The organism is Nocardiopsis changdeensis (assembly GCF_018316655.1).
Lineage (GTDB): Bacteria > Actinomycetota > Actinomycetes > Streptosporangiales > Streptosporangiaceae > Nocardiopsis > Nocardiopsis changdeensis.
In genome coordinates this window covers 5,898,215-5,923,774 of the sequence record NZ_CP074133.1, presented here as the reverse complement: position 1 = coordinate 5,923,774, position 25,560 = coordinate 5,898,215, and the positions used below count along the sequence as shown (strand labels likewise).

26 protein-coding genes are annotated in these 25,560 nt (G+C 73.1%); 24 read left to right on the top strand and 2 right to left on the bottom strand.

The window, feature by feature from the left end:
- The first annotated feature begins 75 nt into the window (after positions 1–75).
- From ftsY to KGD84_RS26600, 14 genes are all read left to right on the top strand, one after another.
- The gene (ftsY, locus tag KGD84_RS26665) at positions 76–1,257 is read left to right on the top strand and encodes a signal recognition particle-docking protein FtsY (protein WP_220563099.1); all 1,182 of its coding nucleotides are present in this window, start codon (positions 76–78) and stop codon (positions 1,255–1,257) included.
- 439 nt (positions 1,258–1,696) lie between these two features.
- The gene (locus KGD84_RS26660; RefSeq protein ID WP_220563098.1) at positions 1,697–3,022 is read left to right on the top strand and encodes an ammonium transporter; all 1,326 of its coding nucleotides are present in this window, start codon (positions 1,697–1,699) and stop codon (positions 3,020–3,022) included.
- 379 nt (positions 3,023–3,401) lie between these two features.
- Positions 3,402–4,607, top strand: a complete 1,206-nt coding sequence (locus tag KGD84_RS26655; protein WP_220563097.1) for a hypothetical protein — start codon at positions 3,402–3,404, stop codon at positions 4,605–4,607.
- Positions 4,608–4,749: 142 nt separating this feature from the next.
- Positions 4,750–6,342, top strand: a complete 1,593-nt coding sequence (gene ffh / locus KGD84_RS26650) for a signal recognition particle protein (protein WP_220563096.1) — start codon at positions 4,750–4,752, stop codon at positions 6,340–6,342.
- 179 nt (positions 6,343–6,521) lie between these two features.
- Positions 6,522–6,965: a 30S ribosomal protein S16 gene (gene rpsP, locus KGD84_RS26645; protein WP_220563095.1), complete on the top strand. Its 444-nt coding sequence runs from the start codon at positions 6,522–6,524 to the stop codon at positions 6,963–6,965.
- Between the two features lies 1 nt (position 6,966).
- Positions 6,967–7,209 (top strand): RNA-binding protein, encoded by a 243-nt coding sequence (locus KGD84_RS26640; protein WP_220563094.1) that lies wholly within the window; start codon positions 6,967–6,969, stop codon positions 7,207–7,209.
- Between the two features lie 159 nt (positions 7,210–7,368).
- Complete coding sequence (gene rimM, locus KGD84_RS26635) at positions 7,369–7,881, top strand: ribosome maturation factor RimM (protein ID WP_220563093.1); 513 nt, start codon at positions 7,369–7,371, stop codon at positions 7,879–7,881.
- Between the two features lie 10 nt (positions 7,882–7,891).
- Positions 7,892–8,656 (top strand): tRNA (guanosine(37)-N1)-methyltransferase TrmD, encoded by a 765-nt coding sequence (trmD, locus tag KGD84_RS26630; protein ID WP_220563092.1) that lies wholly within the window; start codon positions 7,892–7,894, stop codon positions 8,654–8,656.
- Between the two features lie 214 nt (positions 8,657–8,870).
- Positions 8,871–9,230 carry a 50S ribosomal protein L19 gene (gene rplS, locus KGD84_RS26625; protein WP_220563091.1) on the top strand — a complete coding sequence of 120 codons (360 nt, stop codon included), beginning with the start codon at positions 8,871–8,873 and terminating at the stop codon, positions 9,228–9,230.
- Positions 9,231–9,292: 62 nt separating this feature from the next.
- Positions 9,293–10,153, top strand: coding sequence for a signal peptidase I (lepB, locus tag KGD84_RS26620; protein WP_220563090.1), 861 nt, complete (start codon positions 9,293–9,295; stop codon positions 10,151–10,153).
- Between the two features lie 225 nt (positions 10,154–10,378).
- A complete protein-coding gene (locus KGD84_RS26615; protein WP_073379808.1) occupies positions 10,379–10,705 on the top strand; it encodes a DUF2469 domain-containing protein in 327 nt (108 codons plus the stop codon).
- Between the two features lie 79 nt (positions 10,706–10,784).
- The gene (locus tag KGD84_RS26610; RefSeq protein WP_220563089.1) at positions 10,785–11,150 is read left to right on the top strand and encodes a YraN family protein; all 366 of its coding nucleotides are present in this window, start codon (positions 10,785–10,787) and stop codon (positions 11,148–11,150) included.
- Positions 11,151–11,292: 142 nt separating this feature from the next.
- Positions 11,293–12,816 carry a YifB family Mg chelatase-like AAA ATPase gene (locus tag KGD84_RS26605; RefSeq protein WP_220565330.1) on the top strand — a complete coding sequence of 508 codons (1,524 nt, stop codon included), beginning with the start codon at positions 11,293–11,295 and terminating at the stop codon, positions 12,814–12,816.
- 107 nt (positions 12,817–12,923) lie between these two features.
- Positions 12,924–14,060 (top strand): DNA-processing protein DprA, encoded by a 1,137-nt coding sequence (locus tag KGD84_RS26600; RefSeq protein WP_220563088.1) that lies wholly within the window; start codon positions 12,924–12,926, stop codon positions 14,058–14,060.
- 2 nt (positions 14,061–14,062) lie between these two features.
- Here KGD84_RS26600 and KGD84_RS26595 read toward each other — a convergent pair whose 3' ends face one another.
- Positions 14,063–15,190 carry a helix-turn-helix domain-containing protein gene (locus KGD84_RS26595; RefSeq protein ID WP_220563087.1) on the bottom strand — a complete coding sequence of 376 codons (1,128 nt, stop codon included), beginning with the start codon at positions 15,188–15,190 and terminating at the stop codon, positions 14,063–14,065.
- Between the two features lie 341 nt (positions 15,191–15,531).
- Here KGD84_RS26595 and KGD84_RS26590 point away from each other — a divergent pair, with 341 nt between their 5' ends.
- From KGD84_RS26590 to KGD84_RS26575, 4 genes are read left to right on the top strand one after another with little or no spacing between them, the layout of a single operon-like run.
- On the top strand, positions 15,532–16,875 hold the full coding sequence (locus KGD84_RS26590) for a flavin-containing monooxygenase (RefSeq protein WP_220563086.1): 1,344 nt from the start codon (positions 15,532–15,534) through the stop codon (positions 16,873–16,875).
- Positions 16,872–17,735, top strand: a complete 864-nt coding sequence (locus tag KGD84_RS26585; protein ID WP_220563085.1) for an SDR family NAD(P)-dependent oxidoreductase — start codon at positions 16,872–16,874, stop codon at positions 17,733–17,735. The genes KGD84_RS26590 and KGD84_RS26585 overlap by 4 nt, the downstream gene beginning before the upstream one ends.
- Before the next feature lie 12 nt (positions 17,736–17,747).
- Positions 17,748–18,101 carry a RidA family protein gene (locus tag KGD84_RS26580; protein WP_220563084.1) on the top strand — a complete coding sequence of 118 codons (354 nt, stop codon included), beginning with the start codon at positions 17,748–17,750 and terminating at the stop codon, positions 18,099–18,101.
- Positions 18,098–18,973, top strand: a complete 876-nt coding sequence (locus KGD84_RS26575; RefSeq protein ID WP_220563083.1) for a tyrosine recombinase XerC — start codon at positions 18,098–18,100, stop codon at positions 18,971–18,973. The genes KGD84_RS26580 and KGD84_RS26575 overlap by 4 nt, the downstream gene beginning before the upstream one ends.
- A gap of 32 nt (positions 18,974–19,005) precedes the next feature.
- Here the strand turns inward: KGD84_RS26575 and KGD84_RS26570 are convergent, their stop codons facing one another.
- The gene (locus KGD84_RS26570; RefSeq protein ID WP_255646827.1) at positions 19,006–19,497 is read right to left on the bottom strand and encodes a M23 family metallopeptidase; all 492 of its coding nucleotides are present in this window, start codon (positions 19,495–19,497) and stop codon (positions 19,006–19,008) included.
- Between the two features lie 280 nt (positions 19,498–19,777).
- On the opposite strand from KGD84_RS26570, the gene rpsB reads away from it, so the two are divergent.
- The 6 genes from rpsB to KGD84_RS26540 all read left to right on the top strand — a co-directional run bounded on the left by rpsB (position 19,778) and on the right by KGD84_RS26540 (position 25,420).
- On the top strand, positions 19,778–20,701 hold the full coding sequence (rpsB, locus tag KGD84_RS26565) for a 30S ribosomal protein S2 (RefSeq protein WP_220563082.1): 924 nt from the start codon (positions 19,778–19,780) through the stop codon (positions 20,699–20,701).
- 122 nt (positions 20,702–20,823) lie between these two features.
- Positions 20,824–21,660 (top strand): translation elongation factor Ts, encoded by an 837-nt coding sequence (tsf, locus tag KGD84_RS26560; protein WP_220563081.1) that lies wholly within the window; start codon positions 20,824–20,826, stop codon positions 21,658–21,660.
- A 184-nt stretch (positions 21,661–21,844) separates the two neighbouring features.
- Positions 21,845–22,570 carry a UMP kinase gene (gene pyrH / locus KGD84_RS26555; protein ID WP_220565329.1) on the top strand — a complete coding sequence of 242 codons (726 nt, stop codon included), beginning with the start codon at positions 21,845–21,847 and terminating at the stop codon, positions 22,568–22,570.
- A 59-nt stretch (positions 22,571–22,629) separates the two neighbouring features.
- Complete coding sequence (gene frr, locus KGD84_RS26550; RefSeq protein WP_220563080.1) at positions 22,630–23,187, top strand: ribosome recycling factor; 558 nt, start codon at positions 22,630–22,632, stop codon at positions 23,185–23,187.
- A 3-nt stretch (positions 23,188–23,190) separates the two neighbouring features.
- Positions 23,191–24,141: a phosphatidate cytidylyltransferase gene (locus KGD84_RS26545; protein WP_220563079.1), complete on the top strand. Its 951-nt coding sequence runs from the start codon at positions 23,191–23,193 to the stop codon at positions 24,139–24,141.
- Positions 24,142–24,238: 97 nt separating this feature from the next.
- Positions 24,239–25,420 (top strand): pyridoxal phosphate-dependent aminotransferase, encoded by a 1,182-nt coding sequence (locus tag KGD84_RS26540; RefSeq protein ID WP_220563078.1) that lies wholly within the window; start codon positions 24,239–24,241, stop codon positions 25,418–25,420.
- The last annotated feature ends 140 nt before the right edge of the window (positions 25,421–25,560 follow it).

The following is a 25,560-nucleotide window of genomic DNA, read 5'->3' as shown; positions in this document are numbered from 1 at the left end:
GTCACCGGTTCGTTCCCGGCACGCCACCACGGTGTGATGCGAATGCGTCGAACACTCTGGGAGACTGGGCGGGCTATGGAAATCTACTTGTACGCAGGTCTTGCCATCGTCCTCGTGCTCGCGGCCGTCGGCGGATTCTTCCTGGTCAGGACCCGGCGTTCGGTCGCGCCGGGCGAGGAGGAGACCGCTCCCGAGGTCACCCGCGAGCCCCAGCCGACCACCCCGGAGGACCGGGAGAAGGACGGCGGGGCCGACCTCCTCCCGCCCGCCCAGGCACCTCCGGCGGGCGCGACCGCGGCCCCCGCACCGCCCGCCGAACCCGAGCTGGAGACGCCCCCGCCCTCGGCCGGACGCATGGTCCGGCTGCGCGCCCGGCTCGCCCGCTCGCAGAGCGCCCTGGGCCAGGGGCTGCTCAACCTCCTGTCCTCCTCCTCCCTCGACGAGGACGCCTGGGAGGAGATCGAGGACACCCTCATCACCGCCGACATCGGCGTCACCTCGGCCACGCAGATCGTGGAGAACCTGCGCACCAAGGTCAAGGTGCTGGGGACCCGCGACCGCGACGAGGTCCGCGCCCTGCTCCGCGAGGAGCTGCTCGCCCAGATCCGCACCGACGCCGACCGGGCGGTGCACACCGCGCCGCACGGCGACCGCCCCGCGGTCATCATGGTCGTCGGCGTCAACGGCACCGGGAAGACCACCACCACGGGCAAGCTGGCCCGGGTGCTGGTGGGCGACGGCCGCTCGGTCGTCCTGGGCGCCGCCGACACCTTCCGCGCAGCCGCCAGCGAGCAGCTCCAGACCTGGGGGTCGCGGGTGGGCGCCCCGGTCGTGCGCAAGGAGGAGGGCGCAGACCCGGCCAGCGTGGCCTTCGACGCGGTGGCGCGCGGCATCGAGGACGGCGCCGACACCGTCATCATCGACACCGCCGGGCGCCTGCACACCAAGACGGGCCTGATGGACGAGCTCGGCAAGGTCAAGCGCGTGGTGGAGAAGAAGTCCCAGGTGGACGAGGTGCTGCTGGTGCTGGACGCCACCACCGGCCAGAACGGCCTGCGCCAGGCGCGGGTGTTCGCCGAGGTGGTCAACGTGACCGGCATCGCGCTCACCAAGCTGGACGGTACCGCCAAGGGCGGCATCATCGTGCAGGTCCAGCGGGAGCTGGGCGTGCCGGTCAAGCTGGTCGGCCTGGGGGAGGGCCCCGACGACCTGGCGCCGTTCGACCCCGAGGTGTTCGTGGACGCCATCCTCGGCTGAGCGCGGACCCCTCCACGGCGGCTTAGCCGCCCCCGACACGGGGCGGTGTACCGCCGGCGTCTCCGGGGGAGTCGCGCGAGCTTACTGTGACCCACGTCATGCAATTGAAATACCGGTGTTACACGGAGGGGTGACTTCCTGGCAATGACTCCGTTATCGCCGTGAGATGTGACGCTGTGTTGCGCGAACGTCGCCCAGAGTCGATGCGAGGGCGGTCGCCCTGCGCCGGTGCACGTGCATTGGCCGCATGCGGGGGGTCCGTTCACGGGGCGTTAACACGGCTGGCTGTCCTTTTACGCCCGTGCAACACGTGGGGCGCCACCGAGAAACACCCCGGTCGGACAGTTGCCTGCGTGGTGTTCTGCATCGGGCCCGATGATGCGCTCGCTGACTGCCGCCCTCACAGACAATCCCCCGTCCGTCCTATGGAGGCGACGTAATGATTGACACCGGCACGACAGCCTGGTTGTTGACCAGTGCCGCGCTCGTGATGCTCATGACACCGGGCCTGGCCTTCTTCTACGGAGGCATGTCGCGGGCCAAGAGCGTCCTGAACATGATGCTGATGAGCTTCGCCAGCATCGCCATCGTGAGCATGCTCTGGGTCCTGGTCGGCCACTCGCTGACCTACTCCGAGGGTTTCGGGCCCCTGCAGGCGTTCATCGGCGGCTTCGACTACGTCGGCCTCACCAGCCTGATCGGCGAGAACTCGGGTGAGGGCCCCGGTTCCTACCCGCTGCTGGTCGACGCCGGCTTCCAGATGATGTTCGCCATCATCACCGTCGCCCTGATCAGCGGTGCCATCGCCGACCGCGCCAAGTTCGGCGCCTGGCTGCTGTTCGTCCCGGTGTGGGCCCTGCTGGTCTACTTCCCCGTCGCCCACTGGGTCTGGGGCGAGGGCTGGATCGAGAGCATGACCATCGGCGGCTACAACGTCATCGACTTCGCCGGCGGCACCGCGGTCCACATCAACGCCGGCGCCGCGGCCCTGGCGCTGACCTTCGTGCTCGGCCGCCGCAAGGGCTTCGGCTCCGAGTCGATGCGCCCGCACAACCTGCCGTTCGTCCTGCTGGGCACCGCGCTCCTGTGGTTCGGCTGGTTCGGCTTCAACGCCGGCTCTGCCTACGTCGCCGACGGCACCGCCGCCCTGGCCCTGGTCAACACCCAGGTCGCGACCGCCGCCGCCACCGCCGCGTGGATGCTCGTCGAGCGCATCCGCTACGGCAAGGTCAGCGCCCTGGGCTTCGCGTCCGGCGCCGTCGCCGGCCTGGTCGCCATCACCCCGGCCGCCGCCAACCTCACCCCGGTCGGCGCGATCATCCTCGGCCTCGTCTCCGGCGGCGTCTGCGCCTACGCCATCAGCTGGAAGTTCAAGTTCAAGTACGACGACGCCCTGGACGTGGTCGGCATCCACATGGTCGGCGGCATCATCGGCTGCCTGGCCCTGGGCTTCCTGGCCGCCGACGTCACGGGCGGCTCCGCCGGCCTCTTCTACGGGGGCGGTGTCGGCCTCCTCGCCGTCCAGGCCGTCTCCGTGGTCGGCGTCATGCTCTACTCCTTCGTCATCACCTTCGTCATCGGCAAGGTCATCGACCTCATCATCGGGTTCCGCATCCCCGAGGAGGTCGAGACCAACGGGCTCGACCACGAGCTCCACGCCGAGTCGGCCTACGCCTTCGACGAACTCGACGAGCTGGAGGCGGAAGCGGTCTCCTCGCCGACGCCTCCGGGCGGGGAGACGGCCTCATCGCAGGTCAAGGCCTAGTCTTCAACGTTGAGGCCGGAGGTCTTGCGCCGCTGACGCGGTGAGGTGACCCAGGGGCCGGCGGGGAGTGATCCCCGCCGGCCCCGTCGTCGTCCACGGAACCACCGCCGATGTGGCATATGGGGGCATTCGTACCGGATGTTGGCCGTGTTCTGTGCTGTGGTTCGATACCCTGGCGGGGCGGCGCGGTCGGGGCGCCGGACGCCGCCGAGGCCGGTCGTACGGCCGGATCGCGCGAAGCGCCCATGCCGACCCGAACCCGGGGGCGCGCGGGCGCATCCCAGGGGGCGAACAGGTCGAGGGGGTGCACCCCGGCCGGACTCCCGGAAGAAACCACGCTGATTCGTACGTGCCCCGCACCGCGGGGTCAGGAGGCAAGATGGCGCCGGTCATTCACAACAGGCTTCGCAGGGGCGGGCGCACCGTGCTCGCCGCGGCGGGTGCGACGGTCGTGCTCGGCCTGGCCGGATGCTCCATCGACCTGAGCAACCTGCGCCCCGGCGGCGGCGAGGAGGAGCCCAGCCCCGAGCCCGCCGAGCCGGTGGCCGCCGCGCCCCTCGTGGAGCAGGCGCTGACCGACCTCGCCGGGTACCAGGGCCTGGTCGCCACCGGCCAGGTCGCCGAGAGCGTGGGCGCCGACGTGCGCGACGCCTCGCTCACCGTCGCCGACGGCGGCGCCGCCAACGGCACCATCCGCTCCGGCAGCATCGAGGCCGACCTCATTAGCGCCGACGGGCGGATCTTCATCCGGGCGCTGGAGGACTTCTGGCTCGACCAGGGCGTCTTCGCGCCCGACTTCGACGAGTTCGGCGGCAACTGGGTGCGGGCCTCCGGCGCGCAGGCCGGGATCGACCCCAGCGCCGTGCTCGCCCCGCCGGTCCTCGCCGAGATCCTGGGCGGCATCGAGCTGGAGTCGGACGAGGCCGTCGAGGAGAACCTGGACGGCACCCTCACCCACCGCGTCGACCTGGCGGGCGAGCGCAACCAGATATGGATCGACGCCGAGAGCGGCCAGATCAAGCGCATCGCCATCGAGGAGCTCGTGGCGCCGGAGGCCGAGAGCGGCCCCCAGGTCCGCCTGGACCTGGCCGAGGCCGACACCGCCGCCGTCGAGGAGCTCTACGACGGGGTCATCGCCGCCACCACGGACGAGCTCGGCTCCTCGCGCGACGCGCGCATCGAGGTCGGCTGGGAGGGCCAGGCCGAGATGACCTGCGAGGACGGCCCCAACTGCACCTGGTCGGGCACCGTCCGCGACGCCGCCGGGACCGGCAGCGGGACGGTCGCCGTCCGCATGGACGTGACCTTCAGCAACTCCGAGATCGGCGAGCAGACCTGCGACGACAGCGGGAACCTGGAGGCGGGCGGCACGCTGGACCTGTCGTGCAGCGCCGACTACAACATCGTCAGCCAGACCCAGCAGACGTACACGATCGACGGCAACGCCACCCTGAGCACCCGGGGCCTGCCCGGAAGCCAGCAGGAGAGCATGCTGGAGGCCCTGAACGAGCAGCGCGAGGCCACGCTGTCCGGCGGCGGGGAGCCCGCGGGCGAGGAGAGCGAGGAGGACGGGGGCGGCAACTGACACGCTCCGCGTCCGGGTGGGGGAGGGGCCGGGGTTTCCCGGCCCCTCCTCCCCGTTCCGGGCCCCCGACGGGTTTCCGCCGGTGTGACGAGGTCCGGGTAGGCTTAGAGACCAATTCCGAGACGAAGGACTGGCCACACTCGTGTTCGAGACGCTTTCCGACCGGCTGACATCGGTCTTCTCCTCGCTGCGGGGCAAGGGGCGCCTGTCCGAGGAGGACATCAACGCGACCGCGCGGGAGATCCGTCTCGCGCTGCTGGAGGCGGACGTCGCCCTGCCCGTGGTCCGTGATTTCATCGCGCGGATCAAGGAGCGCTCCCGGGGCGAGGAGGTCTCCAAGGCCCTCAACCCGGCCCAGCAGGTCATCAAGATCGTCAACGAGGAGCTCATCGAGGTCCTCGGCGGCGAGACCCGGCAGATCCGCTACGCCAAGAACCCGCCCACCGTCATCATGCTGGCGGGCCTCCAGGGCGCCGGTAAGACCACCCTGGCGGGCAAGCTCGCCAAGTGGCTGGCCGCGCAGCGCAACACGCCGCTGCTGGTCGCCGCCGACCTCCAGCGTCCCAACGCGGTCACCCAGCTCCAGGTCGTCGGCGAGCGCGCCGGCGCCCCCGTCTTCGCGCCCGAACCCGGCAACGGCGTGGGCGACCCGGTCGAGGTCGCGCGCGGTTCCATCGAGTTCGCGCGGCGCAACAACCACAACATCGTCATCATCGACACCGCCGGCCGCCTCGGTGTGGACACCGAGATGATGCAGCAGGCCGCGGACATCCGCGACGCCGTGTCGCCGGACGAGATCATCTTCGTCGTCGACGCGATGATCGGCCAGGACGCGGTCAACACCGCCCAGGCCTTCCTGGACGGGGTCGGCTACGACGCGGTCGCCCTCACCAAGCTCGACGGCGACGCGCGCGGCGGTGCCGCGCTGTCGATCCGGCACATCACCGGCCGTCCCATCATGTTCGCCTCCACCGGCGAGAAGCTGGACGACTTCGACCTGTTCCACCCGGACCGGATGGCCTCGCGCATCCTGGACATGGGTGACGTGCTCACGCTCATCGAGCAGGCGCAGCGCACGTTCGACGAGGCCGAGGTCCAGAAGATGGCCTCGACGATGGCGTCGGACGAGGACTTCACGCTGGACGACTTCCTCCAGCAGATGATGATGGTCCGCAAGCTCGGCCCCATCGGCAACCTGCTCGGCATGATGCCCGGCATGGGCCAGATGCGCGAGCAGATCGACAACATCGACGACAAGGCCCTGGACCGCCTCCAGGCGATCATCCAGTCGATGACGCCCGGCGAGCGGGCCAACCCCAAGATGATCAACGGCTCGCGCCGGCTGCGCATCGCCAACGGTTCGGGCACGCAGGTCGGCGACGTCAACAACCTGGTCACCCGGTTCTTCGAGGCGCAGAAGGTCATGCGCAAGATGAAGAACGGCGGCATGCCCGGGATCCCCGGCATGCCCGGCATGGGCGGTGGCGGCGGGGCCCGCAAGAAGGCCAAGGCCCAGCAGAAGAAGAAGGGCAAGCAGCGCAGCGGCAACCCGATGAAGGCCCGCCAGCAGGAGCTGGAGCGCCAGCAGCGCCGCAAGGAGCAGCAGGAGAACGCCCAGCCGCAGCTTCCGCCGGGGCTCGGCGGCGGCAAGCAGCCGCAGCTGCCCCCCGCGTTCGGCGGCGGCGGAATGCCGAACATGCCCGACCTGTCGGGATTCAAGCTGCCTGAGAAGTAGGCCACGCCGTGGGGCTGTCCAAGGAACCCGCGGGTGTCTGGCACAATGAGTAGTCGACTAACGGTGGCGGGCCGGCCCTCTAACTAGCCCGCCGCCCACGTCTGTTCCGGTGGGCTCCACAACCCCACGTGGCCGCCCCGCCGGGCGCCTCAACCGTTAATCGGGAGAAGACCACTCCAGTGGCTGTCAAACTGAAGCTCAAGCGTATGGGCAAGATCCGTACGCCCCAGTACCGCATCGTCGTCGCCGACGCCCGCACCAAGCGTGACGGCAAGGCGATCGAGGAGATCGGCAAGTACCACCCCAAGGAGCACCCGAGCCTCATCGAGGTCGACTCCGAGCGGGTCCAGTACTGGCTCGGCGTGGGCGCCCAGCCCTCCGACGCGGTCAAGGTCCTCCTGCGCAAGACCGGTGACTGGCAGAAGTTCAAGGGCCTGGCCGCGCCGGCCCCGCTGAAGGTCGCCGAGGCCAAGGACCCGGAGGCCAAGGAGGCCGCCTTCCAGGCCGCCCTGAAGGAGCTCGTGCTCCCCGGCGCCGAGAAGAAGACCGCCGCCCCGAAGAAGAAGGCGGAGAAGCCCGCCGCCGAGACCGCTGAGGCCGAGAAGTCCGAGGGCGAGGCCTGACGTGCTGGAAGAGGCGCTTGAGCACCTCGTGAAGGGGATCGTTGCGAACGCCGACGATGTCCAGGTGCGGGTCAAACGACTCCGCAAGGGCAAAGTCCTGGAGGTCCGGGTGCACCCCGACGACCTCGGCAAGGTGATCGGCCGTAACGGACGCACCGCCAAGGCCCTGCGCACCGTCATCGGCGCGCTGGCCGGCGGCCGCTACGTCCGCGTCGATCTGCTGGACCTGAACGAAGTGCGCTGACGCGCCTTGCGGGGGCGCCGATCCCGGTCGGCGCCCCCGCAGCCGTGCCCGGGGCCACACGGCCCCGGGCACGGTCTTTTCCCCCGCCGTTCCCGGCACCCGAGTTTCCCCTTGTTCCCCGACTACCCCGCGCGAGGGCGGGAGGGAGGACGGAGTCCCATGCGTCTGGTGGTCGGCCGTATCGGCCGCGCCCACGGCATCCGCGGCGACGTCGCCATCGACGTGCGCACCGACACCCCCGAGGAGCGGTTCTTCGTCGGCTCCGTCCTGGAGACCGACCGGCCCGGGGGCGGTCCGCTGACCGTCGGGGCGGTGCGCGTGCACAGCGGCCGCCTGCTGGTGCGCTTCAAGGGCGTCGCCGACCGCACCGCCGCCGAGGAGCTGCGCGGGACCACCCTGCTCATCGACTCCGAGGACCTGGAGCCCACCGGCGACCCCGACGAGTTCCACGACCACGAGCTCATCGGCCTGACCGCCGTGACGACCGGCGGCGAGGAGGTCGGGACGGTGGACGACGTGCTCCACCACGCCCAGGACGTCCTGGTCCTGGCCGCCCCCGGCGGCCGCGAGGTGCTCGTCCCGTTCGTCGCGGAGCTGGTCCCCGAGGTGGACGTGCCCGGCGGCCGGATCGTCCTGGACCCGCCCCCGGGGCTGCTCGACCTCGCCGACTGAAGGGCGCACCGTGCGCATCGACATCATCAGCATCTTCCCCGACTACTTCGCGCCGCTGGAGCTGTCCCTCATCGGCAGGGCGCGCGCCTCCGGGCTGCTCGACGTGCACGTCCACGACCTGCGCTCGTGGACCCACGACCGCCACAACACCGTGGACGACACCCCCTACGGCGGCGGCCCCGGCATGGTGATGAAGCCCGAGCCGTGGGGCGAGGCGCTGGACGCCGTGGTCGGCGACGCGCCCGCCCGGCTCATCCTGCCGACCCCCAGCGGCCGCCCCTTCCGGCAGGCCGACGCCGAGAGGCTGGCGGGGGAGGGGCACCTCGTGTTCGGCTGCGGACGCTACGAGGGCATCGACTCCCGGGTCGCCCAGGAAGCCGCGGAGCGGATGCCCGTCGAGGAGATCAGCATCGGCGACTACGTGCTCAACGGCGGGGAGTCGGCGACCCTGGTCATGGTCGAGGCGATCACCCGGCTGCTGCCCGGGGTGCTGGGCAACCGGGAGTCCGCGGTGCAGGACTCGTTCGCCTCCGGGGGCATGGAGAACCTGGTCGAGGGCCCGGTGTACACCAAGCCCTCCGAATGGCGCGGCCGCGGGGTGCCGCCGGTCCTGCTGTCGGGCGACCACGGCGCGGTCGACCGCTGGCGGCGCGACGAGGCGCTGCGCAAGACCGCGCGCAACCGCCCCGACCTGGTGGCCGCCATCCCCGCGGAGTCCCTGGACCGGCGGGACCGGGAGGTCCTGGCCGAGGAGGGTGTACCCGAGACCACCTGACCAGGTGGTTCGGTGCGCCGCACGGGATGTGGCAAACTGGGTGGGTTCCCCCCTGGTGATCCTCAGGCATCCGCATGCCGGCGGCACGACGTCGGCCTCTGTGTCGGTCACCCGGGCGGTTCGACAGTCAGACCCTTACGGGCCATCGCCCGCGCACCCCCGCACGCCCGCAGCGGGCGGGGTGGGGCGCGGAGCGCTATCGATGAGGATTCAGATGCACACCGCCATTCAGGAGCTGGAGAAGGCCCAGCTGCGTTCCGACGTCCCGGAGTTCCGCCCCGGTGACACCCTCAACGTTCACGTGCGCGTGACCGAGGGCAACCGTACCCGTGTCCAGGTCTTCAAGGGCGTTGTCATCCGCCGCCAGGGCTCCGGCAGCCGCGAGACCTTCACCATCCGCAAGGTGAGCTACGGCGTCGGCGTGGAGCGGACCTTCCCGATCCACACCCCGGCGATCGAGAAGTACGAGGTCGCGGCCCGTGGCCGTGTCCGCCGCGCCAAGCTGTACTACCTGCGCGACCTGCGCGGCAAGGCCGCCCGCATCCGCGAGCGCCGCGAGCCCGCCGGTCAGTAGTCGCCTGGTTCCTCTCCGGAGTCGCCCCCGCGGTTTTCCCGCGAGGTATAAGCTTCGGCTCGATGAGTACAGACGACAGGGACCTCGGCGCGGACGGGGTTCAGGACGAGGATTCCGCCCGGCCCGGCCCTGAGGAGCACGGCTCCCCACTGGCTCCCGAGTCCGATCAGGACTCGGGAGCCAGTGCTGTCTCCGAAGCCGGGGCCGCCGACGCGGAGGAGAAGGCGGACGAGTCGATGAGCAAGGAGAAGCAGGGGTCGTTCTGGAAGGAACTGCCCATCCTCATCGTGATCGCCCTGGTACTGGCGTTCGTGATCAGGACCTGGGTGATGCAGGCCTTCTACATCCCCTCCGGGTCGATGGAGAACACCCTCCAGGTCGGCGACCGCGTGCTCGTCAACAAGGTCGTCTACGAGATCCGGGACATCCGGCGCGGCGAGGTCGTGGTCTTCGACGGCGACGGGTCGTGGGACGACCCCAACACCGTGGTGGTCCCCGAGCCGACCAACCCGGTCTCGCGCGGCTTCACCTGGGTGCAGCAGCAGCTCGGCGCGGCGCCCACCGGCAAGGAGTACATCAAGCGGGTCATCGGCCTGCCCGGCGACGTGGTGCAGTGCTGCGACGAGCAGCAGCGGGTCACGGTCAACGGCGTCGCCCTGGACGAGGAGGAGTACCTCTACCCGGGCAGCCTGACCTCGCACGAGGAGTTCGGTCCGGTCACGGTGCCCGACGGGCACGTGTGGGTGATGGGCGACCACCGGGCGATCTCCTCCGACTCCCGGCGCAACCAGGGCAACCCCGGGGGCGGGGCGGTGCCCATCGACCACGTGGTCGGGCGGGCGTTCGTGATCATCTGGCCCTTCGACCAGGCCGGCGGCCTGGGGATCCCGGAGACCTTCGCGCGGCTCGACGACGACGCCTGACGGGCGGCCGGAGGGCCGGTCGGCGGGATCGGTCCGAGGAAATCCTCTCGTCCGGGCACGAAAGTCCGTTCCGTGACGCATGATGGATCCCAGACCGTGTGGGTCTCGCGTGGAACGTCCCAGGGCCTTCCCCCGTTGGGAACAGAGCGAAGGCCGACAACGAGTGGATGACAGGGAGGAACCGGACACCCCGGCCGGAGACTGCAGACGAAAGCGAGCACGTGGATGAGTTCTGAGGACCTGGAGAAGTACGAGGCCGAGATGGAGCTCCAGCTCTATCGCGAGTACCGGGACGTCGTGGGGCTGTTCGGCTACGTCGTGGAGACCGAGCGGCGGTTCTACCTGACCAACCACGTCGACCTGCAGCCGCGTTCCACCGAGAACGGGGAGATGTACTTCGAGGTCGTGATGGAGGACGCCTGGGTCTGGGACATGTACCGGCCCGCCAGGTTCGTCCGCAACGTCCGCGTCGTGACGTTCAAGGACGTCAACGTCGAGGAGATCACCAAGGCCGACATCGAGCTGCCGCCCGCGGAGGGCGGCAGGGACTGACGCCGGTTATCCACAGAAGAGAACCGACCCTGGCGGGACGCCGCCCGATCACCGACCGTGGTAACGGGAGGTGGTCGACGTGGACGTGTACGCCGCGTACCGGAGGGACCTGGGCGGCCTCGGCGAGGACCTGGCCGCCGCGTTCCTGGAACGAGCCGGGATACGGGTGGTGGACCGCAACTGGCGGTGCCCCGCCGGGGAGATCGACATCGTGGCGCGGGACGGCCCCGTGCTGGTCGTCGCCGAGGTCAAGACCCGCACCCGGCTGCTGCACGGGCACCCGGTGGAGGCCATCGGCCGGAGCAAGCGCGGACGGCTGCGCCGCCTGGGCCGGGCCTGGGCCCGCGCCCGCCGGGTGCCCGGGCGCCCCCTGCGCGTCGACGGCCTGGGCGTCCTGCTCACCGGCGGCCGCGTGTACGTCTCCCACGAGCGGGGCCTGTCATGACCGCCCCGCGGAATCCCGCCCGCCCCTCCCCGAGCCGTGTCCCCCCGAGCCCCCGCTGGTACGGGAGGGCGGGCGGAGGGCAGGAGTCACCGCCCCTTGACGGCGCGCCCTCTCCCAGGCGGCCCGTGCGGGGGGTGCGATGATCACGCTCGCCCGGACCCACTGCGTCGCGCTGCTGGGGGTGGAGGGACACGTCGTCGAGATCGAGGTGCACCTGGGCGGCGGCGACCCCGGGGTCACCCTGGTCGGCCTGCCCGACGCGGCGCTGCGCGAGGCCCGCGACCGCATCCGCGCGGCCCTGGCCAACAGCGGCGAGGCCTGGCCCAGCGGCCAGATCACCATCAGCCTGTCCCCGGCCAGCCTGCCCAAGGCGGGCAGCATGTTCGACCTCGCCATCGCCGCCGCCGTCCTGGCCGCGGAGGGGGCGGTGCCGCCGGACCCGCTGGCGGGCACGGTCCTCATCGCCGAGCTGGGGCTGGACGGCCGGGCCCGCCCGGTGCGCGGGGTGCTGCCCGCGGTCATCGCCGCCCGCGAGCGCGGCCACGACCGCTTCGTGGTCGCCCGGGGCAACGCCGCCGAGGCCGCCCTGGTCCCCGACATCGAGGTGGTCGCGGTCGACTCCCTGGAGGAGCTGTGCCGCTGGGCGCGGGAGGGCCTGTTCCCCGAGGCGCGGCCGCCCGACCCGGCGCCGCGGCCGCGCCGCCCCGCCGACACCGAGCCCGACCTGGCCGACGTGCTGGGCCAGCCGGTGGCCCGGCGGGCGGTGGAGATCGCCGCCGCGGGCGGGCACAACCTGATGATGCTCGGCCCGCCCGGCACCGGGAAGAGCCTGCTGGCCGAGCGGCTGCCCACGGTGCTGCCCCGGCTGGACCCGGCGGCGGCGCTGGAGGCCACCGCCATCCACTCGGTCGCCGGCCTGCTGCCCGCCGGGTCCCCGCTGGTCACGGTGCCGCCCTTCGCCGCGCCGCACCACACCTCCACCCGGTCGGCCATCATCGGCGGCGGCAGCGGCCACCCCGCCCCGGGGTGGGTGTCCAAGGCGCACCGCGGGGTCCTCTTCGTGGACGAGGCGCCGCAGTTCGGCCGGGGCGTGCTGGACTCGCTGCGCGAGCCGCTGGAGCGCGGCGAGGTGGTGCTGGCCCGGGCCTCCTCCACGGTCGTGTTCCCGGCCCGGTTCCAGCTGGTGATGGCGGCCAACCCCTGCCCCTGCGCCAAGCCGGGCGCCCTGTGCGACTGCCCCGCGGGGGAGCGGCGCCGCTACTTCTCCCGGATCTCCGGGCCGCTGCTGGACCGGATCGACCTCAAGGTCGAGCTGCCCCAGGTGGGCCGGGCCGAACTGCTCGCGGACCGGGCCTTCGCCGAGTCCTCGGCGGTGGTGGGCGCCCGGGTGCTCGCGGCCCGCGAGCGGGCGGCCGCCCGCCTGGAGCGGACCCCGTGGACCGCCAACGCCCAGGTGCCCGGCGCCCACCTGCGCCGGGAGTTCCCGGTGGAGCCCGGCGCGCTGCGCATCCTCGGGACGGCCATGGACCAGGGCCGGATCAGCGCGCGCGGGGTGGACCGCACCCTGCGCGTCGCCTGGACGCTGGCGGACCTGGCGGACCGCGACCGCCCCGGGGAGGAGGAGGTGGCCTATGCCTTCGCGCTGTGGTCCGGCCGCGCCTGGTGACGCCGGGACCGGGCCGTGGGGCCCACCGGGCGGCCGCCCACGCGGGCGGCGGCGGGGAGCGCGGCCCGGGGCGGGCCGCGGTGACGGGCGAGGCGAGGAGCGGTGCGGTGGACGAGGACGAGGTGCGGGCCCTGGCGGCGCTGACGACGGTGGCCCCGCCCGGGGACCCGTGGCTGGGGGCGGTGCTCGCCGAACACGGGGCGGCGCGGGTGTGGGCGGACCTGGTGGCCGGGGCACCGCCGCCGGCCGGACCGGCGGACGGGGAGGCGGTCGTGGACCGGGACCGGGTGGCGCTGCGCTGGCGGCGCTGGCACGCGCAGGCCCGCGGGGTGGACGTCGACGCCCTGCTGGCGGCCTCGGCCGCGGCCGGGGTCAGGTTCGTGGCGCCGGGGGACCCCGAGTGGCCCGGCAGGCTGGAGGCGCTGGACGCCCCCGGCGGCCGCCGCTCGCACGGACTGTGGGTGCGCGGCCGCGGCGACCTGCGCAACCTGTGCCTGCGCTCGGTGGCGATCGTCGGCTCCCGGGCGTCCACCCCCTACGGCGGGCACGTCGCCGCCGAACTCGCCTACGACCTGGCCGAGCGCTCCGTCGTGGTGGTGTCCGGCGGGGCCTACGGCATCGACGGCGCCGCGCACCGGGCCGCCCACGCGGCGGGCGCCACCGTGGTCGTGCTCGCCTGCGGGCCGGACGTGGACTACCCGCGCGGCCACGCCGGGATGTTCACCGACATCGCCCGCACCGGGGTCCTGGTGAGCGAGCGCCCCGTCGGCCTGCGCCCGCGGGCCAAGGACTTCCTGGTCCGCAACCGGCTCATCGCCGCGCTCACCCCCGGCACCGTGGTGGTCGAGGCCGGGCTGCGCAGCGGGGCGCTCAACACCGCCGCGCACGCCGCCGAGCTGCACCGGGTGCTCATGGCCGTCCCCGGACCGGTCACCTCGGCGATGTCCGCGGGCTGCCACCTGCTACTGCGCGACCGGCAGGCGGCCTGCGTCACGAGCGCCGAGGACGTGCTCGACCAGATCGGGCCCCTGGGCGGGGTCCCGCCCGGCCCGGTGCGGGTCACCGCAGAGCTGGCGCCCGAGAGCGCCCGGGTGCTGGCCGCCGTCCCCCGCGGCGGGGGCGGGCCCGCCGTCATCGCCCGGGCCTGCGGCCGGGACCTGGAGTCCACCATGCGGGCGCTGGGACTGCTGGCCGCCGCCGGGCTCGTGGAGCGCTGCCCCGCCGGGTGGCGGCCCGTCCGGTGAGGTCACTCGGCGGCGAGCAGCCAGGTCCGGCACAGCCACCAGGCGTCCACCGCGCCCAGCGGTGTGTACGGGTCCGTCCCGGTGGCCTCCGCGAAGCGCTGGAGCCGGTTGCGCACGGTGTTCGGGTGCACGAACAGGGCCTCGGCGGCCCTCGCCACGTCGCGGTCGCACTCGAACCAGGTGCGCACGGCCCGGGCCACGGGCAGCGCGTTCGCCCCGAGCGCCCGGCGGGCCGGAGCGTGGTGCCGCGCCAGCACCCCGGCCAGGTCGTCGCGCTCCACCACGGCGGCCAGCGCGGCCAGGCCGGCGATGTGCACCACCCCCGTGCGGCCCGCGGCCTCGGCCGCCGCCAGCGCCGACGCGGCCAGACGCCGCAGCTTGGACACGTGCTCCGGCTGCCCGGGCCCGGCCAGCCCCGCCGGCCCCGGCAGGGCGTCCGGGGCGGGGGAGCGGGCCAGCACCGCCACGAAGAGCCCGTCCACCTCGGCCGCCAGGACCGGCGCCGGGCCGCGCAGGTCCCGCTCCCAGCGGGCGGCGCTGTCCACCGGCTCCCCGGATCGGGCCGTCACCACCCACAGCTCCGCGGGCAGGCCCGCCTCGGCGGCGGCCAGCGACGCCGCCGAACCGCCCTCCAGCAGGCGCAGCAGCAGAGCGGTGTCCCGGGCGGTGGCGGACCGCTCCCGGTCGGCCAGGGTCTCGCGGTGGGCGGTGATCAGGCGGCCGCGCACCGCCTCGGCCCAGTCCTCGTACAGCTCGCGCATGTCGAGCAGCCGCTCGGCGCCCACCCCGTGGGCCCGGGCGATCTCCCGGACGTGCGCCCAGATCCCGCGTTCGGCGACGTGGATCGCGGACAGCACCGCCTCCACCGGGACGCCCTGGAGGGCCCGGGTCACCCCGAGCTCCTGGACGAAGCCCAGCTCGGCCTCGGTGGGCCCGCGCCGGGCGGCCACCGCCCGGGTCGCGGCCAGCAGCAGAGCCCGGGTGTGCGCGCTCATGTCGCCCGGGGTGAGCGCGGCCACCTCGCGCACCGAGCCGCGGACACCGGCCACGGTCGCCGCCAGCAGCCGGTCGTCGGCCACCACCTGTTCGATGACGGCGACCACGCCGTCCCAGTCCCCCCGCGGATCCATCAGCGCCTCCTCATGCGTTCCGCCGGATTGTGGCGGAGCACAACCCGGCCGGGCAAGGGTGTATCCGTGACCATGTCCTTCGGGCGAGGGGACGCTTACGATTGGTCCCGCGCACAAGCCCGGCGTCCGGGCGGCCGGTGTGCGGCGGCGGCCCCCTCTCCCCGAACAGGGCCGCGTCCCGGAAGCCGCGCCCTCCCCGAGCACACCGGCCCACGGCCGCCCCGCCGGCGCCGGCCCCGCCCCGGGCCCGGCGCCGACGGGGCGGGAACACCCCCGAGTACCGCGGCGCCCGCCGAACCGGGAAGGGCCCGGCGGGCGCCGCCCCCCACGAAAGGCCACCCATGAGCCGCCCACGCGTCGCCGTCATCGGAGCCGGGGCGGCGGGTCTGGCCGCCGCCAAGGCCCTGCTGGACCGCGGCCTGGAACCGGTGGTCCACGAACGCGGCGACCGCCCCGGCGGGCTGTGGGTGCGCACGGCCCCCGGCTCCCCGGCCTACGCCTCCCTGCACCTCAACACCAGCCGGGGACGCACCGGGTTCGCCGCCCGCCCCATGCCGCGGACGTGGCCCGACTACCCGTCGGCGGACCTCGTGGCCGGATACCTCGCCGACTACGCCGACGCCTTCGGGGTGACCGGGCACATCCGGTTCGGCACCGACGTCACCTCGGTGGAGCGCACGGAGGACGGCCGCTGGGAGGTGGCCGCCGGCCGGGACACCGCCCGCTACGACGCCGTCGTCGTCGCCAACGGGCACAACCGCGAACCCCGCATGCCCGCCGCGGCCTATCCGGGCGACTTCTCCGGCGTCCACATGCACGCCCGCGACTACAGCGACCCCGAACCGTTCCGGGGCCGCCGGGTCCTGGTCGTCGGCACCGGCAACTCCGCCATGGACATCGCCGTCGACGCCTCCCATGTCGCCCGCGGACCCGTCCTGCTGTCGGCCCGCCGCGGCGTCCACATCGTGCCCAAGTACCTGTTCGGGCGGCCCTCCGACGCGACCGGCGGGGCCCTGGCCGTGCTGCCCTGGCGCATCCGCCAGGCCGTCGCCCAGACCCTGCTGCGGCTGGCCGTGGGCCGCCCCCAGGACTACGGGCTGCCCGCCCCCTCCGGCGGACTGCTCCAGAACCACCCCACGGTCAGCGACACCGTCCTGAGCCGCCTCACCCACGGCGAGATCGTCGTCCGGCCGGGGATCGCGCGCTTCGAGGGCGACCGGGCGGTGTTCGCCGACGGGAGCGGGGACGCCGTCGACACTGTCGTCTGGGCCACCGGCTACCGCGTCGCCCTCCCCTTCCTCGACGAGCGCTGGACCGGCCCCGACCCCGAGCGCCTGCCCCTGTACAAGCGGGTGTTCCACCTGGACGACCCGAGCCTGGCGTTCGTCGGCCTCATGCAGTCCACCGGCGCCGCCCTGCCCGTCGTGGAGGCCCAGGGCGAACTCGTGGCCGCCCACCTGGCGGGGGAGTACGCCCTGCCCGACCCGGCCGCGCAGCGCCGGGCCGTCGCCCGCGACCTGCGCGCCGCCACCGCCCGCTGGGGCGACAGGCGCCCCATGATGCGGGTGGACTTCGACCACTACGTCGCCGACCTGCCCCGCGAGCGCGCCGCCGGGGCCAGGCGCCTGGCCGCCCGCCCCGAACGCGCCTTCGCGCCCGCCCGCCCCCAGGAGAGCCCCCGATGAGCCGACCCCTGCGCGACCTGCTGTCCGGCGGCCGCCGCGACCCCCGCGGCCTGCGCGTCCTGGTCACCGGGGCCTCGGGCACCTTCGGCCGGGCCCTGTGCACGAGGCTGAGCGACGCGGGCGCGCGGGTCGTCGGGCTGGACGCCCGCCCCCGCGGGGACGACCCCGTCGAGGTCCTCGCCTGCGACCTCACCGACGACGCCGCGGTGCCCGCGGCCGTCGCCGGGGCGCTGTCCCGGCTGGGCGGGCTCGACCTGCTGGTCAACAACGCCGGGATCGGCGGGCCCGCACCGGCCGAGCTGCCCCCGAGCGCCGAGGTCCGCCGCCAGCTGGACGTCAACCTGCTCGGCGCCTGGCGGGTCGGCGCCGCCTGCGTGGACGCCCTCGTCGACTCCCGGGGCCGGGTGGTCATGGTGTCCTCGCGCATGGCCGTCATGCAGCTGCCCCTGGCCGCCGCCTACGGGGCCTCCAAACGCGCGCTCGTCGCCTACGCCGACGCCCTGCGCCTGGAGCTGGCCCCGCACGTGACCGTCACCTGCGTCTACCCGTCGATGGTGCGCAGCCCCATCCACGACTCGACCGCCCGGGCGGGGCTGTCCCTGGAGGGGATGAGCACCTACGAGAGCCTGGACGGGGTCGTGGACACCGTGCTGCTGGCGGGGCTGTCGCGCCGTCCCCGCCGCGACCTGCCGACCACCCGCCGGGGCGCGGTCGAGTTCTTCCTGGCCCGGCACCTCCCGGCGGTCACCGACCGGATCGTCGCCCGCGCCCTGGCCGCCCGGGTCCGCTCCGGGGCCCTCGACGGGGCCGAACCCGCCCGCGGCGTGGTCCGGCGCACCGCTCCGCCGGAGGCGCGCTGATACCGTGCGTCCATGGCCAAGCCCTACAGTGACGCCCTGACCGCCGACGGCCCGCTGCTGTTCATCTCGGGCCAGGTCCCGGTGGGTCCCGCCGGAGAGGTCGCCGGGGACATCGGCGGCCAGACCCGGCAGGTCCTGAGCAACATCGAGGCGATCCTCGCCCGCCACGGCGCGGACCTGAGCCATGTGGTGCGACTCACCTACTACCTGCGGCACATCAGCGACCTGGAGGAGTTCCGCTCCGCGCTCCTGTCCCGCCTGCCCGAGGGGCACCGGCCCACCTCGACCCTGGTGGAGGTGAGCGCCCTCATCGACCCCACCTACATGGTGGAGATCGACGGCATCGCCTGCCTGCCCCGCCGGTGAGCCCGCTCGACGGCTTCGCCGCCCACCTGGCGGGCGAGCTGGGCCGCTCCCCGCACACCGTGCGCGGCTACCTCGCGGACCTGCGGTCCCTGCTGGAGGACCTGGAAGAGCAGGGGCTGGAGGTCGGCGACCTCGACGTGCCCGCGGTGCGCGCCTGGCTGTCCCGCGCCCGCGACCGGGGGGCGGGCCGCTCCACCGTCGCCCGCCGGGTGGCCGCCGTCCGCGCCTTCACCCGCTACCTGCACCGCGAGGGCGTGCTCGCCGCCGACCCGGGGCCGCGCCTGTCCGCCCCGTCCCAGCGGCGCGCGCTGCCCGCCGTCCTGGACGAGGCCCAGGCCGAGGCCGCGCTGTCGCGCCCGGTGGACGACACCCCGGTGGGCACCCGCCGCCGCGCCGTGGTGGAGCTGCTCTACGCCACGGGCGTGCGCGTCGCCGAGCTGTGCTCCCTGGACGTGGACGACGTCGACCGCGCCCGCACCACCGTGCGCGTCGTCGGCAAGGGCGACAAGGAGCGCACCGTTCCGGTGGGCGCCCCGGCCCTGGACGCCCTGGACGACTGGCTCGCCGCCGGCCGTCCGGCCCTGGTCGGCCCGTCCAGCGGCCCGGCCCTGTTCCTGGGCGTGCGTGGCGGGCGCCTGGACGTGCGCCGCGCCCGCGAGGACGTCCACGCCCACCTGGGCGCCGCGGGCCTGGACGCCGCCCCGCACGACCTGCGCCACAGCGCCGCCACCCACCTCCTCAACGGCGGCGCCGACCTGCGCAGCGTCCAGGAGTTCCTCGGCCACGCCAGCCCCCGCAGCACGCAGATCTACACCCACGTCTCCGTCGACCGCCTCCGCGACGTCTACCGCCGCTCCCACCCCCGCGCCTGACCCCCGCCCGCGCTCACCGGCTCGGCCGTGGGTCAGGGGGTGCGGGGGAGGAGGCGGACGGGGACGGGGCCCAGCAGGGAGAGCGGGTCGAGGTAGTCCCGGCCCCGGAGCAGGCCCCAGTGGAGGCAGGTGCGCTGCGGGCAGTGCCGCGGCGCGGCGGCGACGGTGCCGATGACCTGCCCGGCGGCCACCGGGTCGCCGCGGGCCAGGCCGGTCTCCACCGGCAGGTAGGTGGTGCGCAGGCCGCCGTGGGAGACCGACACCACGGGCGTGCCCGCGACCGTCCCGGCGAAGTGGACGCGGCCGGGGCCGGCCGCGAGGACCTCCTGGCCGGGCTCGGCGGCCAGGTCGGCGCCGCGGTGGCCGGGCAGCCAGGGGCGCTCGGGCGGGTCGAAGGGCCGCAGCACCCGCGGCGCCGGGTCCAGCGGCCACCGCCAGTCGGCGCCGGCGGCCGCCGGGGGAGCGGGCAGGAGGCAGGCCAGCAGGAGGAGGACGGGAAGGAGGAGGGGCACGAGGTTCCGCATACATCCAGGTTCGCCGCCGCGGGCCCGGAGGGCGGGCTTTTCCGCCGACCTGTGGACGACGGCGGGGGCCGCCCCCCGCGCAGGTCCGGCCCGTTCCCCGCGGAGGATAGAATCATCTGTGGCCCACCGGGCCGAACACACTACGCACGTCCACCAGCCTCCCTCCGGAGGGGTCGTACCCACGGTCCACACCGCCTCGGCGGAGTGGCGGTACGGCCGGGGCGTCAGGAACAACCGAAGGCGGGGAGCCCTATCCCCGCCACCACTAGGAGGACCTGTCATGGCCACAGTCGTGACGACCCGCCAGCTCCTGGAGAGCGGCGTCCACTTCGGGCACCAGACCCGTCGCTGGAACCCGAAGATGAAGCGCTTCATCCTCACGGAGCGCAACGGCATCTACATCATCGACCTCCAGAAGTCGCTGGCGCACATCGACCGCGCCTACGAGTTCGTCAAGCAGACGGTCGCCCACGGCGGCACCGTCCTGTTCGTCGGCACCAAGAAGCAGGCGCAGGAGGCCATCGACGAGCAGGCCCGCCGCGTCGGCATGCCGTTCGTCAACCAGCGCTGGCTGGGCGGCATGCTCACCAACTTCTCCACCGTCCACAAGCGGCTGCAGCGCCTGAAGGAGCTGGAGGAGATCGACTTCGACGACGTCGCCGGCTCCTCGCTCACCAAGAAGGAGCTCCTCAACCTCCGCCGCGAGAAGGAGAAGCTCGAGCGCACCCTCGGCGGTATCCGCGACATGTCCCGCGTGCCCAGCGCCGTGTGGATCGTGGACACCAAGAAGGAGCACATCGCGATCAGCGAGGCCCGGAAGCTCAACATCCCGGTCGTCGCGATCCTCGACACCAACTGCGACCCGGACGAGGTCGACTACCCGATCCCGGGTAACGACGACGCCATCCGCAGTGTCAGCCTGCTGACCCGCGTGATCGCCGACGCCGTGGCCGACGGTCTGCTGACCCGCTCCGGCGCCGGTGAGCAGAAGGCCGCCGAGGAGCCCCTGGCCGAGTGGGAGCGCGAGATCCTCGAGGGCAAGGGCGAGACCGCCGACTCCGTCGGGGCCGGCCAGGACACCTCCGAGATCCCGGTCCAGACCCCCGAGCCCGCCGCCGAGGCCGTCGCCGAGTCCGAGGGCGCCACCGTCGACGAGGCTCCGGCCGAGGAGACCCCGGCCCAGGACACCCCGGCCGCCGAGTAGCAGTCGGTCCCCCGGGACCCACGACACCCCGGTGCCGCTCCGCCTTCGAGCGGGGCGGCACGCGGGGTGTACGGACCGCTCACCTTCCGTACAGACTTCACTTCCAAGGGAATCCAACAGTCATGGCGAACTTCACCGCCGCGGACGTCAAGAAGCTGCGCGACATGACCGGCGCGGGCATGATGGACTGCAAGAAGGCCCTGACCGAGGCCGACGGCGACTTCGACAAGGCCGTCGAGGCCCTGCGCATCAAGGGCGCCAAGTCCGTCGACAAGCGCGCGGGCCGCACCGCCGCCCAGGGCACGGTCGTCCTCCGCCAGCAGGGCGAGGGCAAGGCCACCCTCATCGAGCTCAACTGCGAGACCGACTTCGTCGCCAAGAACGCCCAGTTCATCGAGCTGGCCGACCAGGTCGCCGACTTCGTCGCCGCCCAGGACAGCGACGACCTCGCCACCGTCGCCGCCGCCGAGATCGAGCCCGGGAAGACCCTCCAGGGCTACATCGAGGAGAAGAGCGCGATCATCGGCGAGAAGCTGGAGTTCCGCCGCTTCGCCAAGTTCGACGGCGCCTACGTCTCCGCCTACCTGCACAAGTCCGACCCGGACCTGCCCCCGACCATGGGCGTCCTGGTCGAGCTGGACAAGGCGGACGAGGAGGTCGGCAAGGACCTCGCGCAGCAGATCGCTGCGATGGCCCCGCAGTACGTCTCCAAGGACGAGGTGCCCGCCGAGGTCGTCGAGAACGAGCGCCGCATCGCCGAGCAGACCACCCGCGAGGAGGGCAAGCCCGAGCAGGCGATCCCCAAGATCGTCGAGGGCCGCCTCAACGGCTTCTTCAAGGACGTGACGCTGCTCGGCCAGCCGTTCGTCAAGGAGAACAAGAAGTCGGTCCAGCAGGTCGTCGACGCCGCCGGCGTCACGGTCAAGCGCTTCGCCCGCTTCAAGGTCGGCCAGGCCTAGGTTTTGACATGATGGAGGTGCCGGGGAGAACGATCTCCCCGGCACCTTCGGTGGATATGGGCGGTTTCGGGGGGCATGAAGACCCGCACCGCCCGCAGCAGGAGCACTCGGGGGACCCTGTGCCGCTCGGGGACGACAAGGGAGGCCACAGGCCGTGAACGCAGCGACGAACACCGAACCCGCCATGCACGACGCAGGCTGGAAGCGCGTGATGCTCAAGCTCTCCGGCGAGGCCTTCGCCGGCGGGGGCGGCCTGGGCATCGACCCGGAGGTCGTCCAGTACGTCGCCGAGTCCATCGCCGAGGCCGTGTCCGAGGGCATCCAGGTCGCGGTCGTGGTGGGCGGCGGCAACATGTTCCGCGGAGCCCAGCTCACCGAGGGCGGCATCGAGCGCGGCCGCGCCGACTACATGGGCATGCTCGGCACCGTCATCAACTGCCTCGCCCTCCAGGACTTCCTGGAGCGCCTGGGCGTGGACACCCGCGTCCAGACCGCCATCCACATGAGCCAGGTCGCCGAGGCGTACATCCCCCGCCGCGCCGTGCGCCACCTGGAGAAGGGCCGTGTGGTCATCTTCGGCGCCGGCCTGGGCGCCCCGTTCTTCTCCACCGACACGACCGCGGCCCAGCGCGCCCTGGAGATCGGCGCCCAGGCCGTCCTCAAGGGCACCCAGGTCGACGGGGTCTACGACTCCGACCCCCGGAGCAACCCGGACGCGGTCAAGTTCGACAAGCTCAACTACAACGAGGTCCTCACCCGCGGCCTCAAGGTCATGGACGCCACCGCCGTCAGCCTGTGCATGGACAATGGGCTGCCCATCGTCGTCTTCGACCTGATGAGCCAGGGCAACATCCTGCGCGCCGTCCGCGGTGAGAAGATCGGCACCATCGTCGGGCCGACCCCCGCCTGAGGCGGCCGCGGCGACACCCTCAAGCCACGCACACCACAGCCGAGAACCGGGAGCGCCCCATGATCGAAGAGACCCTCCTCGAAGCCGAGGAGAAGATGGAGAAGGCCGTCATCGTCGCCAAGGAGGACTTCGCGGCGATCCGCACCGGGCGTCCCACGCCGGCGACGTTCAACAAGATCACCGTGGACTACTACGGCGCGCCGACGCCGATCAACCAGCTCGCGTCCTTCTCGGTCCCCGAGCCGCGCATGGTGGTCATCTCACCGTTCGACGTCAACTCCCGGACCTCGATCATCAACGCCATCCGCAACAGCGACCTCGGCGTCAACCCGTCCGACGACGGCCAGGTCATCCGGGTCGTCTTCCCGGACCTGTCCGAGGAGCGCCGCAAGGAGTACGTGAAGGTCGCGCGCACCAAGGGCGAGGACGCCAAGATCTCGATCCGCAACGTCCGCCGCCGCGCCAAGGACGCCTTCGAGAAGGCCGTCAAGGCGGGCGAGGTCGGCGAGGACGAGGCCCACCGTGCGCAGGCGGAGCTGGACGAGCTGTCCCACAAGTACGTCGCCTCCGTCGACGAGCTCCTCAAGCACAAGGAATCGGAACTCCTTGAGGTCTAGCCGGTGACGACTCCTTCCAGCGGCTCCGGAGGCGATGACCACTCGCCGGAGCACAGACCCGACGACGATCAGCAGGTCGGCCCCGGCGACGCCGGGGCCGACAGGGCCGCCGGTCAGCGCTTCGTGCTGCACAAGCCGGGAGGTGAGCCGGTCAAGACGGGCCGCAACCTCCCGGTGGCCATCGCCAGCGGCTGCCTCCTGGGCGCACTGGTCTTCTTCTCGATCTTCCCCTGGCCCGCGCTGTTCACGATCATCACCTCCGCGGGGGTGCTGATCGGCATGCGCGAGCTCAACCGGGCGTTCGCCAGCAAGGGGATGGACGTCGCGGTGGTCCCCCTGGCCGCCGGCGGCGTCGCCATGCAGGTGGCCGCCTACTTCGGCGGCCCCGAGTGGCTGCTGGGCGCCACCGCCCTGACCGCGATCGCCGCCCTGGTGTGGCGGTTGCGGGGCGGGGCGGACGGGTTCGTCGCCGACACGTCGGCGAGCATGTTCACCCTGGTCTACCTCCCCTTCCTGCTGGGGACGTGGCTGCTGCTGATCGCCCACCCCGAGGACGGCCAGCAGCGCCTGGTGACGTTCATCGTGGTGACGATCTCCAGCGACATCGGCGGTTACTTCGCCGGGATCCTGCTGGGCCGGCACAAGATGGCGCCGGTGATCAGCCCGAACAAGACCTGGGAGGGCTTCGGCGGCTCCGTGCTCGGCTGCGCCCTGGCCGGGGCCCTGTGCGTGGTGCTGATGCTCGACGGCCCCTGGTGGGTCGGCGTGGTCCTGGGGCTGGCCGTCGTCCTGGCCGCGACGGTCGGCGACCTCATCGAGTCGCTGTTCAAACGCGACCTGGGGATCAAGGACATGGGCCGGTTCATGCCGGGCCACGGCGGCCTGATGGACCGGCTGGACTCCCTGCTCATCGCGGGGCCGGTGGTGTGGATCGTGCTCAGCCTGCTCCTGTGAGGGACCGAGGCGCACGCGTGGGGCGGGACCCGAGGGGTCCCGCCCCACGCGTGCGCCCGGATGGGCGCGGCCGCGGTCCGGGGGATACGCTCGGGACGTGGACAATCCGCTGATCGAACGAATGCGCGTGTACGGCGAGACGATCTTCGCCGAGATGACGCGACTGGCCACGGAGACCGGGTCGGTCAACCTGGGCCAGGGATTCCCCGACACCGACGGGCCCCGCCCCCTGCTGGAGGCCGCCTCCCGCAACATCCTGGAGGGCGTCAACCAGTACCCGCCGGGCCCGGGGCGGCCGGAGCTGCGTCGGGCGGTCAGCCGCTACCGGTCGCGCCACTACGGGATCGACCTGGACCCGGACACCGAGGTGTACATCACGGTGGGGGCGACGGCGGGCATCGCCGCGGCCCTGCTGGCCCTGGTCGAGCAGGGCGACGAGGTCATTGTGTTCGAGCCGATGTACGACTCCTACGCCGCGATGGTCACGCTGGCCGGCGGCGTCCGCCGCCCGGTCACCCTGCGCCCGGACCCGGCGACCGGCCGGTTCGTCTTCGACCCGGACGAGCTGCGCGCCGCGGTGGGTCCCCGGACGCGGATGGTGCTGGTCAACAGCCCGCACAACCCGACGGGGACGGTGTTCACCGCGCAGGAGCTGGAGGAGATCGCGGCGGTGTGCCGTGAGCACGACCTCATCGCGTTCACCGACGAGGTGTACGAGTTCCTGACCTTCGACGGCAGACCGCACGTGCCGCTGGCGACGCTGCCGGGGATGCGCGAGCGCACCGTGTCGGTGTCCTCTGTGGGCAAGATGTTCGCGGTCACCGGATGGAAGACCGGCTGGGTCATGGGCCCCGAGCCGCTGGTGACGGCGGTGCGCACGGTCAACCAGTTCCTGACGTTCAGCGCCAACGGGGCGCTCCAGCTCGCGATCGCCGACGCCATCGACAACGAGGGCGAGTGGGTCGCCGCCCAGCGCGCCGCGCTCCAGGGCAAGCGGGACCGGCTGGCGGCGGGGCTGGCGGAGACCGGGTTCGAGGTGGGCGTGTCCGAGGGCACCTACTTCGTGATGGCCGACATCCGCCCGCTGGGGTACACGAGCGGGGTGGACATCGCCCGCGCCCTGCCCCGGGAGGCCGGGGTGGCGGCGGTCCCCGCGCAGGTGTTCTACGACCGCGAGAAGGAGGGCGAGCACCTGCTGCGCTTCGCCTTCTGCAAGCGCGACGAGGTCCTGGACGAGGCGGTCGCCCGCCTCACCGCCTGGCACCACCGCGCGTCCTGAAGGCGGGGCCCGCCGCGCGGCGCGCCGCCGAACGCGGCCCCGGCGGGGGCCCACCGCCTCCTCCTCGCGCCCGGGCGTCCGCCGCCGGGCCTTCCGGCGGGGACCGCACCGCCCGGGCGGGCCGGTGGCCCCGCGGGGCC

What these genes read in the sequence shown, in the direction of transcription:
- ftsY (WP_220563099.1), top strand. Translation starts at nt 76, where the DNA reads ATGGAAATCTACTTGTACGCAGGTCTTGCCATCGTCCTCGTGCTCGCG.
- KGD84_RS26660 (WP_220563098.1), top strand. Translation starts at nt 1,697, where the DNA reads ATGATTGACACCGGCACGACAGCCTGGTTGTTGACCAGTGCCGCGCTC.
- KGD84_RS26655 (WP_220563097.1), top strand. Translation starts at nt 3,402, where the DNA reads ATGGCGCCGGTCATTCACAACAGGCTTCGCAGGGGCGGGCGCACCGTG.
- rimM (WP_220563093.1), top strand. Translation starts at nt 7,369, where the DNA reads ATGCGTCTGGTGGTCGGCCGTATCGGCCGCGCCCACGGCATCCGCGGC.
- rplS (WP_220563091.1), top strand. Translation starts at nt 8,871, where the DNA reads ATGCACACCGCCATTCAGGAGCTGGAGAAGGCCCAGCTGCGTTCCGAC.
- lepB (WP_220563090.1), top strand. Translation starts at nt 9,293, where the DNA reads ATGAGTACAGACGACAGGGACCTCGGCGCGGACGGGGTTCAGGACGAG.
- KGD84_RS26615 (WP_073379808.1), top strand. Translation starts at nt 10,379, where the DNA reads ATGAGTTCTGAGGACCTGGAGAAGTACGAGGCCGAGATGGAGCTCCAG.
- KGD84_RS26595 (WP_220563087.1), bottom strand. Translation starts at nt 15,190, where the DNA reads ATGGATCCGCGGGGGGACTGGGACGGCGTGGTCGCCGTCATCGAACAG.
- KGD84_RS26590 (WP_220563086.1), top strand. Translation starts at nt 15,532, where the DNA reads ATGAGCCGCCCACGCGTCGCCGTCATCGGAGCCGGGGCGGCGGGTCTG.
- KGD84_RS26585 (WP_220563085.1), top strand. Translation starts at nt 16,872, where the DNA reads ATGAGCCGACCCCTGCGCGACCTGCTGTCCGGCGGCCGCCGCGACCCC.
- KGD84_RS26580 (WP_220563084.1), top strand. Translation starts at nt 17,748, where the DNA reads ATGGCCAAGCCCTACAGTGACGCCCTGACCGCCGACGGCCCGCTGCTG.
- KGD84_RS26570 (WP_255646827.1), bottom strand. Translation starts at nt 19,497, where the DNA reads ATGCGGAACCTCGTGCCCCTCCTCCTTCCCGTCCTCCTCCTGCTGGCC.
- rpsB (WP_220563082.1), top strand. Translation starts at nt 19,778, where the DNA reads ATGGCCACAGTCGTGACGACCCGCCAGCTCCTGGAGAGCGGCGTCCAC.
- tsf (WP_220563081.1), top strand. Translation starts at nt 20,824, where the DNA reads ATGGCGAACTTCACCGCCGCGGACGTCAAGAAGCTGCGCGACATGACC.
- pyrH (WP_220565329.1), top strand. Translation starts at nt 21,845, where the DNA reads ATGCACGACGCAGGCTGGAAGCGCGTGATGCTCAAGCTCTCCGGCGAG.
- frr (WP_220563080.1), top strand. Translation starts at nt 22,630, where the DNA reads ATGATCGAAGAGACCCTCCTCGAAGCCGAGGAGAAGATGGAGAAGGCC.